The 13311-nt window shown below is 63.6% G+C and carries 9 protein-coding genes and 1 pseudogene; 8 read left to right on the top strand and 2 right to left on the bottom strand.

What is annotated here, in order from left to right; all coding sequences use genetic code 11:
- The first annotated feature begins 44 nt into the window (after positions 1 to 44).
- From IVB50_RS34250 to IVB50_RS34235, 4 genes and pseudogenes are all read left to right on the top strand, one after another.
- Entirely contained in the window at positions 45 to 221 is a 177-nt protein-coding gene (locus IVB50_RS34250) for a hypothetical protein (RefSeq protein ID WP_157642888.1), read from the top strand.
- 72 nt (positions 222 to 293) lie between these two features.
- Positions 294 to 1346 (top strand): Ldh family oxidoreductase, encoded by a 1053-nt coding sequence (locus tag IVB50_RS34245; RefSeq protein ID WP_018453394.1) that lies wholly within the window; start codon positions 294 to 296, stop codon positions 1344 to 1346.
- Positions 1347 to 1382: 36 nt separating this feature from the next.
- Positions 1383 to 2750 carry an LLM class flavin-dependent oxidoreductase gene (locus IVB50_RS34240; RefSeq protein WP_018453393.1) on the top strand — a complete coding sequence of 456 codons (1368 nt, stop codon included), beginning with the start codon at positions 1383 to 1385 and terminating at the stop codon, positions 2748 to 2750.
- 15 nt (positions 2751 to 2765) lie between these two features.
- A pseudogene (locus IVB50_RS34235) lies at positions 2766 to 3549 on the top strand (fumarylacetoacetate hydrolase family protein).
- Positions 3550 to 3652: 103 nt separating this feature from the next.
- On the opposite strand, the gene IVB50_RS34225 reads toward IVB50_RS34235, so the two are convergent.
- Positions 3653 to 4108, bottom strand: a complete 456-nt coding sequence (locus tag IVB50_RS34225; protein WP_018453391.1) for an Lrp/AsnC family transcriptional regulator — start codon at positions 4106 to 4108, stop codon at positions 3653 to 3655.
- 153 nt (positions 4109 to 4261) lie between these two features.
- Between IVB50_RS34225 and IVB50_RS34220 the strand changes: the two genes are divergently transcribed.
- Together IVB50_RS34220 and iaaH are read left to right on the top strand one after the other, a co-directional pair.
- The gene (locus IVB50_RS34220; RefSeq protein WP_018453390.1) at positions 4262 to 7711 is read left to right on the top strand and encodes an indolepyruvate ferredoxin oxidoreductase family protein; all 3450 of its coding nucleotides are present in this window, start codon (positions 4262 to 4264) and stop codon (positions 7709 to 7711) included.
- Between the two features lie 75 nt (positions 7712 to 7786).
- Complete coding sequence (gene iaaH, locus IVB50_RS34215) at positions 7787 to 9211, top strand: indoleacetamide hydrolase (RefSeq protein ID WP_018453389.1); 1425 nt, start codon at positions 7787 to 7789, stop codon at positions 9209 to 9211.
- Here the strand turns inward: iaaH and IVB50_RS34210 are convergent.
- Complete coding sequence (locus IVB50_RS34210; RefSeq protein ID WP_247299329.1) at positions 9206 to 10117, bottom strand: LysR family transcriptional regulator; 912 nt, start codon at positions 10115 to 10117, stop codon at positions 9206 to 9208. The genes iaaH and IVB50_RS34210 overlap by 6 nt on opposite strands.
- Before the next feature lie 275 nt (positions 10118 to 10392).
- On the opposite strand from IVB50_RS34210, the gene IVB50_RS34205 reads away from it, so the two are divergent.
- Positions 10393 to 11574 (top strand): HlyD family secretion protein, encoded by a 1182-nt coding sequence (locus IVB50_RS34205; protein ID WP_247299327.1) that lies wholly within the window; start codon positions 10393 to 10395, stop codon positions 11572 to 11574.
- A gap of 117 nt (positions 11575 to 11691) precedes the next feature.
- Positions 11692 to 13305: an MDR family MFS transporter gene (locus IVB50_RS34200; protein WP_018453386.1), complete on the top strand. Its 1614-nt coding sequence runs from the start codon at positions 11692 to 11694 to the stop codon at positions 13303 to 13305.
- Positions 13306 to 13311: the final 6 nt, after the last annotated feature.

Genomic DNA, 13311 nt, shown 5'->3' with positions numbered 1-13311 from the left:
TCTCAGCTCCCGGGCATTTCTGCCTTTTTTTCCCGGATGACGTTATGACCGGCGATCGCCTAAGTGGTCGTTATTGCGCGCTGCAAACCATCGATCAAAGTGAACGAGCTGCGAACGACCTGCGCCAATCTGTCGAAAATGCCACCGCGCGGGACGAATCTTCGCCCGACGGCCCTGCTCGCTGCGAATTTGCAGCCCTGTATTGGTTTACAGGAGATTGATATCGCAGCCGCGCTTTGAGACCATGGCGCCCAACAAGCAGCCTGTTAAGGGCACCATGCCGGGGAAGCGCCATGCCGATCGTCCATGCCGACCGCCTCACGCGCATCAGCGCAGCGCTGCTTCGGGTTGCCGGGGCTTCCGAGGAAGAGGCCGACGCGGTCGCAAACGGCTGCGTCAACGCCAATCTCGCCGGCCACGATTCCCACGGCGTGATCGCCATTCCCACCTATGTTGACCGGATCAAGGCCGGCCACATCGTGCCCGGCGCCAGATGGACCATCGTGCAGGAATCGCCGACGACGACCGTGATCGACGGCCAGTGGGGTTTTGGCTTCCACGTCAACGCCAAGGCGATGGCGCTGACGATCGAGAAAGCGAAGACGGCGAATGTCGCCGCCTGCACCGTGTTCCGGCAAAGCCATGTCGGCCGCCTCGCCGCCTATCCGCTGATGGCAATGCGCGAAGGCATGATCGGGATCGCAACGGCGGATTCCGGCCGTTCGCCGAAGCATGTGGCGCCATTCGGCGGCAAGGAGGCACGGCTCGGCACCAATCCGATCTCGATCGCGGTGCCGTCCGACCTCGATGCGCCGTTCTACCTGGACATGGCGACCTCTGCGGTCGCGGCCGGCAAGATCCAGCTCGCGGTCGCCCGCGGCGAGGAAATCCCGCCGGGGTGGATCATCGATGCCGAGGGACGGCACACTACCGATCCAACCCAGTATCGCAAGGGCGGCGCGCTGCTGCCGCTCGGCGGCACCGAGGGCTACAAGGGCAGCGGCCTCGCCGCAATGGTCGAGGTCCTGTGCGGCCTGCTCACCGGCCTCGGTTTCGGCGTCGAGCCCACGGGCCGGCACAATGACGGCTGCTTCATGGCCGTGTTCAACGTCGCCGCGTTTCGCCCGCTGCAGGATTTCAAGCGCGAGGTCGCCGAGTTCGCACACTATCTCAAATCGACCCCGCCCTCCGAGGGCAGCAAGGGCGTGTTCTATCCCGGTGAGATCGAGGGCTTGCGTGAGCAGCAGCGCCTGCGCGACGGCATCGAGATCGAGGATGCGACCTGGGAAAAACTGCGCGCGCTGGCGCGCGAGTACAGGCTCGACACGGTCCTCGACCTGGCCTGACGGATTTCGGCCTGACGCAATTCGGAGAACAGCAGCATGACGCGGCAGATGGTACTGGTCGGCTTCCTTCAGGCCCAGAACTGCACGAATTTGCCGAGCTCGTGGCGACATCCGGACTCGCGCGACGATTCGATGTCGGCGGACTATTATCAGGAGATCGCCAAAATCCTCGAAGCCGGCAAGTTCCACATGGCCTTCTTCGACGACCGGCTGGCGATGCCGGACCGCTACGGCAACGATCACGCCCACACCGTCGAATACGGCATCCGCTGCGTGAAGATGGATCCGCTGATCGTGCTGACGACGATGGGCATGGTGACGGAGAAGCTCGGGTTGGGTGCGACCGGCTCGACGACTTATTTCGAGCCCTTCGACATCGCCCGCCGCTTCGCAACGCTCGACCTGATGTCGGGCGGACGCGCCGGATGGAACGTCGTGACCTCGCTCAATGACGGCGAGGCCTTCAACATGGGCCGGGATTCTCATCCCGAGCACGACGCCCGCTATGACCGCGCCGACGAATTCATGGAGATCGTTCTCGGCCATTGGGACACCTGGGAAGACGGCGCGCTCATCATGGACAAGACGAGCGGCCGCTTTGCCGATCCGGCCAAGGTGAAGCGGCTCGATCACAAGGGCCCATTCTACAAGTCCCGCGGTCCCTTCACGGTGCCCCGCTCCGACCAGGGCCATCCCGTGATCATCCAGGCCGGCGCGTCCGGCCGCGGCCAGCGCTTTGCAGGACGATGGGGTGAGGTGATCTTCACCGCTGCACGCAATCTCGCCGCCGCCAAGGAAGGCTATGCGTCGGTGCGTAACGAGGCCGCGAAAGCCGGCCGCGATCCGGAGGCGATGTTCCTCTGCAACCTGACGACACCGGTTTGCGCCGCGACCAAAGCCGAGGCCGAAGACAAGATGGCGCTGATCAACAAGCTGCCGCTGCAGATCGACGCGCTGTCGCTGCTGGCCGAAGCGCTCAACTACGATTTCGCCTCCAAGGATCTCGACGAGCCGCTGACGACTGCAGAGCTGAAGAGCATGCAGGGCATTCTGGGCATCCGCGACGGCGTGCTCAAGAACTCCGGCAAAAGCAATCCGAGCGCGCGCGACTTCGTCACCTTCTCCGGCCGCGGCCAGGTCCAGGATGCGATGGTCGGCGGTCCCAAGGAGATCGCGGACAAGCTCGAAGAAATGTTCGTTGAGCGCGGCTGCGACGGTTTTGTCATCGCCGCGACCTATGTGCCCGGCTCCTATGCCGATTTCGTGCAACATATCGTCCCGGAATTGCAGCGGCGCGGATTGTTCCAGAAGGAATATCGCGGCAAGACGCTGCGGGAAAATCTCGGGCTCAAGCGGCCGGCTGCCGGCGACTGGAAAGTGCAGCCGCGCGATGCCGCGGAATAACAACGGAGACACGGCATGCGCTGGCTGAAATTCACCGCTGCGGACAAGACGTCCTGGGGGATCGTCGAGGGTGACCAGGTCATCGCGATCGAGGGCGATCCCTTCGGAGAATGGCAACGCACCTCGCGCACGTATCAGCTCTCGCAGGTCAAGATCGAACTGCCGCTGATTCCGCGCACCTTCTACTGCGTCGGCTTGAATTACCTCAAGCATCTGAAGGAAGCCGCCGACAAGCGCGGCGAAGTGCCTGCTGTCCCCGACCGCCCCGAGATCGGCTATCGCGCGCAAAACGCGCTGATTGCGCATGACGAGGACGTCGCGATCCCGTCCTTTGCGACGGACAAGATCCACTACGAAGGCGAACTCGTTGTCGTCATCGGCAAGAAGGTGAAGCATCTCACCAATCAGAATGCGATGGATTGCGTCTTCGGCTACACCATCGGCAACGACGTCAGCGAGCGCAGCTGGCAGAAGGCCGACCGCAGCCTGTGGCGCTCGAAGAACGCCGACACGTTCAAGCCGATGGGCCCGTGGATCGAGACCGAGGCCGACCTCGACAAGATGGAAACGATCGTCCGGGTCAACGGCAAGGAGACCAACCGCTTCCACACCAACGACATGATCTTTGGCGTGGTGCCGTTCCTAGTCGAGCTGACCAAGTATTTTACGCTATGGCCGGGCGATGTGATCTGGATGGGCACGGATGGTGCCTCCTGATATCAAGCACGGCGACGTCGTGGAGATCGACATCACCGGCATCGGCACGCTGCGGAACAGGTTCGTGCGGGAGGAGCGGTGATCCTCATCCTGAGGAGCTTGCGAAGCAAGCGTCTCGAAGGATGAAGGCCCGGTTGTGGCGTCGCGCTTCGAGACGGCCGCTACGCGGCCTCCTCAGCACAAGCTCAAAACGGCAGCGCGACGCCCGTCTTGATCTCCTTCAGCACCACGTTGCTTCTGACATAGCGGATGCCGGGAATGCGGAACATGAAGTCGTCGAGGAATCTGTTGTACGCCGCCATATCCTGCACGACGACACGCAAATGGTAATCGGCATCGCCCGTGGTCGCAAAGCACTCCAGCACCTCACGCCGCGTGGTCACCCGCGCGACGAACTCGTCGACGAATTTTGCGTCGTGCCGTTCCAGCGAGACGTGGAGGATCGCGGACATCGCAAAGCCGGCCTGCTCGCGCGCGACCAGGGCCGCATAGCCCCGGATGGCACCGCTCTCCTCCAGCGCGCGCACCCGGCGCCAGCATGCCGAAGTCGACATGCCGACTGCGTCGGCGAGCTGCTGGTTGGTGGCGCGGCCGTCCTTCTGAAGATAGGCGAGAATCCGCGCGTCCTGGTCTTCGATCATGGAAACCACCAAAATGGATTAATCTACCTTCCCGTAGATCGTTTTGGATAACTCTACCATAATAGGTACGCCATTCGGAAAGAAAGGTAAGACCTACCAGTTGCCCAGGCTTACCCTTCTCCCATCCGGCAAGGATGCCGTGGGGAGGTCCGCATGGCCGCCATTTCGTCTCTCGATCCTTACGAGCTTTCCGACCGCTACGATCGCGAACGGGGCCGCGTCTTCCTCACCGGCACGCAGGCCATCGTCCGCATCGCGCTCGACCAGGTGCGGCGCGACCGTGCCGCGGGGCTGAACACGGCGGGCTTCATCTCAGGCTATCGCGGCTCGCCACTCGGCGGGATCGACCTCGAGCTGTGGCGCATCCACGAGCGACTGAAGCGGGACCGCATCGAATTCCTCCCCGCAGTGAACGAAGATCTTGCCGCGACCGCCGTGCTCGGCTCACAACAGGTCGAGACGCAAGCCGACCGCGAGGTCGATGGCGTGTTCGCTCTCTGGTACGGCAAGGGCCCCGGCGTCGATCGCTCCGGCGATGCGCTGAAACACGGCAACGCCTACGGCTCCTCACCGCATGGCGGCGTTCTGGTGGTCGCCGGCGACGACCATGGCTGCGTCTCGTCCTCGATGCCGCACCAGTCCGACGTCGCCTTCATGAGCTGGTTCATGCCGACGCTCCACCCCGCAAGCGTCAGCGAATATCTCGAATTCGGTGAATATGGCTACGCGCTGAGCCGCTTCACCGGCATGTGGGTCGGCTTCAAGGCGATCTCTGAGATCGTGGAATCCGGCGCGTCCGTCGCGCTGCGCCCACCGCGGGCCTTCCACGCGCCAGACTTCACGCCGCCACCCGGCGGCCTGCACTATCGCTGGCCCGATCTGCCCGGCCCGCAGATCGAGGAGCGGCTGGAGGCGAAGAAGCACGCGGTCTACGCCTTCGCAAAGGCTAATCCGATCGATCGTCACATCTACGACATCCCGGACGCCACCTACGGCATCGTCACCACGGGCAAGGCCCATCTCGATCTGATGGAAGCGCTGCGGCTGATGGGTCTCGACGAAGCGGACTGCCGCAGCATCGGCATCGACATCTACAAGGTCGGCATGGTCTGGCCGCTGGCGCTGCATGACGCGATGGCGTTCGTGAGGGGCAAGCGCGAGATCCTTGTCGTCGAGGAGAAGCGCGGCATCATCGAAAGCCAGTTCAAGGAATATTTTTACGATTATCCGGGCGAAAAACCCGAGCGCATGGTCGGTAAGCATGACGAGCAAGGGGCGCGGCTGATCTCCTGGATCGGCGAATTGTCACCGCGTGCGCTCGCTGGGGTGCTCGCACGCCGTCTCGATCCGATGTTCCCAGGCCTCAATCTCGCCGCACGCGCAGCCGGCTTGATGCCTGAGGCCTCGCGCACGATCAACGTCAGCGGTGCGACGCGTACGCCCTATTTCTGCTCGGGCTGCCCGCACAATACATCGACGAAAGTGCCCGAGGGTTCGAAGGCGCTGGCCGGCATCGGCTGTCATTTCATGGCCAGCTGGATGGACCGCGAGACATCGTCCCTGATCCAGATGGGAGGCGAAGGCGTGAATTGGGCCGCCTCGTCACGCTTCACCGGCAACAAGCACGTGTTCCAGAATCTGGGCGAAGGCACCTATTATCATTCGGGTTCGATGGCGATCCGGCAGGCGATCGCCGCCAAGGCCAACATCACCTACAAGATCCTGTTCAACGATGCCGTGGCGATGACCGGCGGCCAACCCGTCGACGGCCCAATCAGCGTCCACGCTATCGCGCACAGCGTCCGCGCCGAGGGCGTTGCGCGCATCGCGCTGGTGTCGGACGATCCGGCGCAATTTCCGCCAGGCGATCTTCCGGTCGGCGTGTCCCTCCATCCGCGCGAGAAGATGGACAGCGTGCAGCGCGAGCTGCGCGATATTCCCGGCGTCTCGGTGCTGATCTATCAGCAGACCTGCGCGACAGAGAAACGGCGTCGCCGCAAGCGTGGACAGATGATCGATCCCAAACGCTTCGCCTATATCAACGATCTCGTCTGCGAAGGCTGCGGCGACTGCTCGGTCGAATCCAACTGCCTCAGCGTCGAGCCCAAGGAGACGCCGTTCGGCCGGAAGCGCCGGATCAACCTCTCATCCTGCAACAAGGACTTTTCCTGTCTCAACGGGTTCTGCCCGAGCTTCGTCACCGTCGAGGGCGCGAGGCGCCGGAAGAAGGGCGCGAGTCGGATCGACGCGGTCGGCCACGCGGCCACGCTTCCCCTGCCCGCGCCCGCAACGCTCGACCGTCCCTATGATCTGCTCGTCACCGGCGTCGGCGGCACCGGCGTGATCACGGTCGGCGCGCTGATCGGCATGGCGGCCCACCTCGAAGGAAACGGTGTCTCGGTGCTGGATTTTACCGGCTTTGCGCAGAAATTCGGGCCGGTGCTGAGCTACATCCGGTTGGCCGCATCCCCCGACGCATTGCACCAGGTCCGTATCGACCAGGGCGCGGCCGATGCGCTGATCGGCTGCGACCTCGTCGTCAGCTCCTCGCCGAAGGCGTCCGGCACCTATCGAAAAGGTACGCGCGCCGCGGTCAACACCGCGGAGATGCCGACCGGCGACGTCGTCCGCTTCCGTGACGCCGATCTCGCCTCACCCGCCCGCCTGCGTGCGATCGGCCAGGTGATCGGCGACGGCAATCTCGACACCATCAACGCCAATGCGCTGGCCGAGCGCCTGCTCGGCGATGCCGTCTATGCCAATATCGTCATGCTGGGCTTTGCCTGGCAGCGCGGGCTGCTGCCGGTCTCGCTGTCGGCGCTGTTGCGCGCGATCGAGCTCAACGGCGTCGGGGTCGAAAGCAACAAGCAGGCTTTCGCCTGGGGCCGGATTGCAGCCGCCGATCCCGACTTCTTGCCGAAGGTGGACGAAGCGCCGAAGGCCGAGACGCTCGACCAGCTGATCGACCGCCGCGCCGACTTCCTCACGGCTTATCAGAACGATGCCTACGCAGCGCGCTATCGAGAGCGCGTTGCAAGTGTTCGCCATGCCGAAGCCAGCCTGAATAGCGAGGCATTGACCCAGGCGGTCGCGCACGCCCTGTTCAAGCTGATGGCCTACAAGGATGAGTACGAGGTGGCGCGCCTGCACATGCAGACCGGCTTCCTCGACGAGTTGAAAGGCGAATTCGAAGGCGACTTCAGCATCCAATATCACCTTGCCCCGCCGTTCCTGCCGTCGAAGCGCGATGCCCGCGGACGTCCGCGCAAGCACGCCTTCGGACAGTGGATCCAGATGCCGCTCGCCATGCTGGCGCGGGTGAAGGGATTGCGCGGGACGCCGTTCGATCCGTTCGGCTACACGGCGGAGCGGCGCGCCGAGCGGGAACTCATCACCTGGTACGATGGCGTCATCAAACGGCTGCTCGGCGGACTCGACGCGGCGCAACTGCCAAGCCTGGTCGCCATTGCAAAAGCGCCGATGGATATCCGGGGCTACGGGCCGGTTAAGGACGCCGCGATCGGGAAGGTGAAGGCCGAGGTCGAACGGCTGTTCGCCGAGCTCAATGCGCCATCACCTGCAAGGATGCGCGCCTACGGTTGACGGAGCGCCGACGAGACTTCAGCCTCTGGAGCCGAGGGGCGCCCTGATGGCGCTCCTGCAACCGGGTGACGCCTCATGGATTTCGACCAGTTGACCCTGACCCAGGCTGTGGCCGACCTCCGCGCCGGAAAAGTCACGAGCACCGCGCTCACGACGGAAGCTCTCGCCCGCGCCAAGGCCAATGCCGATCTGAATGCCTTCGTCACCCTGGACGAGGCCGGCGCTCTGAAGGCTGCGGCCGCATTCGACGCGAACGACAACAAGGACAAGCCGCTCGGCGGTGTTCCCATCGTGATCAAGGACAATATCGAGGTCACGGGGCTCCCCTGCAGCGCAGGAACGCCGGCGCTGAAGCATTACGTTCCGAGGGCCGACGCGCCGGTGGTCGCAAAATTGCGCGCGGCGGGCGCGGTCATCATCGGCAAGACCAGCATGCACGAGCTCGCTTTCGGCATCTCCGGCTACAACACCGCATTCAAGACCGGCGCGGAGTTCGGCGTGCGCAACGCCTATGACCGCACCCTGATCGCGGGCGGCTCCTCCTCAGGAACGGGCGTCGCGATCGGCGCGCGGATCGTCGCGGGCGGGCTCGGCACCGACACTGGCGGATCGGTCAGGGTCCCCGCCGCACTGAATGGATGTGCCTCGCTGCGTCCGACGGTCGGACGCTATCCGCAAGCTGGCATCGCGCCGATCTCGCACACCCGCGACACCGCGGGCCCGATGGCGGCGACCGCGGCGGATGTCGAACTCCTCGACCGCGTCATAGCAGGTGGCGAAGCCGTTCAGGCGGCCGATCTGAAGCAGATGCGAATCGGCATCGTGAGGTCGATGCTGACAAATCTCGACGCTGACACCAACGCCGCTTTCCAGGCAGCAGTGGCGAAGATGAAAGCGCAGGGTGTCACGATGGTCGAGATCGAAATGCCGCAACTGGCCGAGTTCAATGGCCAGGTCAGCTTTCCGGTCGCGCTGTACGAAGCCTATGACGATCTGGTCGCCTATCTGGACCACACCGGCACGGGCCTCAGCATCGAGGCGATGGCAAGGGACATCTCCAGCGCCGACGTCAAGGGCACCTATGATGGCCTGGTGATCCCGCGCAAACTGCCTGCCCCCGATGGCACGCTGGTTGACGCCAAGCCGATCTATGACGCCGCGATCAATAGTGCACGCCCCGCGCTCCAGGTGCTTTACAGCAGGACTTTCGCCGACAACCGGCTCGATGCCATCGCCTTCCCGACCACGCCGCGCGTCGCCATTGCCTCCAATCCGGATTCCAGCAGCCTCGAGAATTTCGGGTTGTTCATCCAGAACACCGATCCCGGCAGCAATGCCGGCATTCCCGGCATCCAGATCCCGATTGCGCTCGGCGCGGTCAGCAAACTTCCGATCGGACTCGAGCTGGATGGCCCTGCAGGCAGCGACCGCCGCCTGCTTGCGCTCGGCATGGCGCTTGAAAAAGTGTTCGGACGGCTGCCGGCGCCACCCCGCTCATGAATAGGGATTGATCAGCTTCTGCTGCTCGGCGCTGTGATGCACGAGCATGTCGATAAAGGTCCTGACCTTCGCCGACAGATGATGCCGGTGCGGATAGACCGCGTTCATCGACATCTCGACGGGACGATATTCGGGCAGAAGGCGAACGAGATGACCGGCTTCGAGATCGCCCTGGACGAGAAAACCGGCCATCAGGCAGACGGCAGCGCCTTCCAGCGCCACCTTTCGCAAGGCCTCACCGCTGTTGGTGATAAAGCTGCCGGAGATGCGCACCGATGCCGGCGTGCCCTTGCGATCGAAGAAGCGCCAATCTTCGCCGAACGGATAATTCAAGTGACGGGCGCAATTGTGCGCGGTGAGCTCATCGAGCTTCTGCACGCGACCGTGCCTTTCGAGGTAGTCGTGCGAGCAGCACAGCACGTGCCGCCAGGTTGCGAGGCTGCGAACGATCAGGCTCGAATCCGGCGGCGCGGTCATGCGCAGAGCAACGTCATAGCCTTCTTCGATGAGGTCGATTTCGGCCTCGCCCATCCGCAGATCGATCTTGAGCTCCGGATAGGACGACAGGAGCTTCGCCACCACGGGCGCAACGAACGGCACCATGTGCGTGGCGACGTGGATCCGTAGCGTGCCGCGGGGCACCGACTGCAATTCGCTCGCGATATCGTCGGCCTGTTTGATTTCGGCGAGTATCTGGATGCAGCGGTCGTAATAGGCCTTGCCGATGTCGGTGAGGCTGACCTTGCGCGTGGTGCGCTGAAGCAGCCTCACGCCGAGCCGGTCTTCCAGCGCCTGGACGTGATTGCTCACCATGGTGGTCGACATGTTGAGCTTGCGGGCTGCTGCAGAGAAGCCGCCGGTCTCGACCACCCGGCTGAAGACTTCGAGACTGGTCAATCGGTCCATGCCGACTGATTATCCGCTCTTGAGAGATAATCGCAAGGAATTCCGTCCGATTATCCATCAAACCGCTCCTGCGGGCAGCGCGGATGCGTTAGCCGCAATCCCTCGACAGGCGCGGCAATCGCTCTGGGGCAGTCGTACCTCCGGCTCGATAGATCATACGGGCCAAGGCGAGATCCCGGGACTATCCACTGTCAGCGGATAATCCTTTCGGCATTTCGCTGATTATCGATCGGACGAGGAAGACCGATAGTCTGGGTCAGCCGAAGGAGACTGCCATGTCCGAGATGCCCCGCACCAAAAACTTTCAGCAAGCGACTGAAATACCGCAAGCTACCCCGACGGCGCCGGTGCGTGGTCCCGCCCGGAATACGGTCCGGCGGGCGGCGCTGGCGCTCGCGTTCCTTGCGGGCACGGCTGCGGTTGTCCATTACGGACACGACTACTGGGTCAACGGCCGTTATCTCGAGACAACCGACGACGCCTATGTGAAGGCCGACTCCACGATCATCGCGCCAAAGGTCTCGGGCTACATCGCCAAGGTGCTGGTCAGCGACAACGAAAAGGTCAAAGCGGGCCAGCTGCTGGCGAAGATCGACGACCGCGACTTCAAGGCGGCGCTCAATCAGGCCCGCGCCGATGTCGCTGCGGCGGAAGCGGCAGTGCGGAACCTCGACGCCCAGCTCGAACTCCAGCAGCCGATCATCGAGCAGAGCACAGCCGATGTCGCTGCTGCGGACGCGAATCTGAAATTTGCGCAGGAGGAGCGCGCCCGCTACGACGACCTGATGAAGTCGGGCTCCGGCACGATTCAGCGCGCGCAACAGACTGACGCCGCGTTGCGCGCCAGCAACGCGCAACTGCAACATGCCAGGTCGGGCCTCGTGGCCGCGCAACGCAAGGTCGACGTGCTCACGACCCAGCGCGCGCAGGCTACTGCCCAGCTCGAACATGCGCGTGCGGTCGCGGAGCAGGCGACGCTCAATCTCTCCTACACCGAGATTACCGCGCCGGTCGACGGAACGGTCGGCGCCCGCTCACTGCGCGTGGGACAGTTCGTGCAGGCCGGCACGCAATTGATGGCGGTGGTGCCGCTCGATGCGGTCTATGTCGTGGCGAATTTCAAGGAGACGCAGCTCACACATGTCCGCGCCGGCCAGCCGGTCGAGCTGCACGTCGACAGTTTCCGCAACCAGACCCTGCGCGGCCATGTCGACAGCCTGTCGCCGGCGAGCGGCCTTGAATTCGCATTGCTGCCGCCCGACAACGCCACCGGCAATTTCACCAAGATCGTGCAACGGGTGCCGGTGAAGATCGTGCTCGACGACCACAGCCTGACCGGCCTGCTGCGCCCCGGCATGTCCGCGGTGCCGACCGTCGACACCAAGCAGACCGTGCTGGCCGAGCGTGAGACGGCGAAGCATCTCGCCGACAACGCGGCCCGTCCGAACGGCGGTTGAAGCCGGAAAGGTCCGGCGGGACTATCAAGTCCTACCGGATGATCCTTCCCAAACTTGGTCGATTATCGAAACGAACTGCCTGATCCATCCTGTCTCCGTAACCGAGACGAGGCTTCCATGAGCACGCTCCAACCGACCGTTAATACCACGGCCGATATCCCCGCTCCCGTCGCGGCCCCCGCAACGCCCGCCGTCTCGACCAAGACCTGGATCGCCGTGATCGGCGCGACGCTCGGCGCCTTCATGGCGGTGCTGAACATCCAGATCGTCAATGCCTCACTCGCCGATATCCAGGGCGCGATCGGCGCCGGCATTGATGACGGCGGCTGGATCTCGACCTCCTATCTGATCGCGGAGATCGTGGTGATCCCGCTGTCCGGCTGGCTGGCGCAGGTGTTCTCGATCCGCATCTATCTCCTCACCAATGCGGTCCTGTTCCTGGTCCTGTCAGCCGCCTGTGCGTTGGCGCAAGACCTGCCGCAGATGATCGTGCTGCGGGCGGTGCAAGGGTTTACCGGCGGCGTGCTGATTCCGATGGCGTTCACACTCATCATCACATTGCTGCCGCGCGCCAAGCAACCCGTGGGCCTTGCGCTGTTCGCGCTGTCGGCGACGTTCGCGCCCGCGATCGGCCCGACCATCGGCGGCTATCTCACCGAGAATTTTGGCTGGCAGTACATCTTCTATGTCAACGTTGTCCCCGGCACGATCATGGTCGGCATGCTCTGGTACGCGCTCGATGCAAAGCCCATGAAGCTGTCGTTGCTGCGCGACGGCGACTGGGCCGGCATCATCACCATGGCGATCGGATTGTCGGCGCTGCAGACCGTGCTCGAGGAAGGCAACAAAGACGACTGGTTCGGCTCGCCCTTCATCGTCAAGCTGTCCGTCATCGCGGCCGTGGCGCTGAGCGCCTTCCTGATCATCGAGCTCACCGTGAAGAAGCCGCTCCTGAACCTGCGTCTGCTGGTCCGCCGCAATTTCGGCTTCGGCATGCTCGCGAATTTCCTGCTGGGAATCGCGCTCTACGGCTCGGTGTTCATCCTGCCGCAATATCTGGCCCGCATCCAGGGCTACAATGCCGAGCAGATCGGCATGGTGCTGGCTTGGACCGGCCTGCCGCAGCTGGTGCTGATCCCGCTGGTCCCGCGGTTGATGCAGAAGCTCGATGCGCGGCTCATCATCGGCGTCGGCTTCGTCCTGTTCGCGGCCTCCAACTTTATGAACATCTACATGACCGGCAACTATGCCGCCGATCAATTGCTCTGGCCCAATGTGGTTCGTGCGATCGGCCAGGCGCTGGTAATGGCGCCGCTGTCTGCGGTGGCGACCTCAGGCATCGAACCGGAGAACGCGGGCTCGGCCTCCGGCCTGTTCAACATGATGCGCAACCTCGGCGGCGCCGTCGGCATCGCGCTGTTGCAGACCCTGCTGACCAAGCGCGAGCAGTATCACTCCAACGTGCTGATGCAGTCAGTCTCGCTGTTCGAGCAGGCGACGCGGACGCGGCTGGAACAGCTCACCCAATACTTCGTCAATCACGGCATTCTCGATCGGGCGGACGCGTTGCATCGCGCCTATGTTGCGATCGGCCATATCGTGCAGAAGCAGGCCTATATCCTCGCCTTCAGCGACACCTTTTATCTGCTCGGCGTGGCCCTGATCGTCGCGCTGATCGCCACCCTCTTCCTGAAGAAGGCCGGCCACGCCTCGGCCGGCGGCGCCCACTGACGTCAA

It is taken from the genome of Bradyrhizobium sp. 87, from assembly GCF_023073015.1.
Lineage (GTDB): Bacteria > Pseudomonadota > Alphaproteobacteria > Rhizobiales > Xanthobacteraceae > Bradyrhizobium > Bradyrhizobium canariense_D.
Note: the sequence above shows the minus strand (reverse complement) of the source record. Positions and strands in the feature narration are given on the sequence as shown.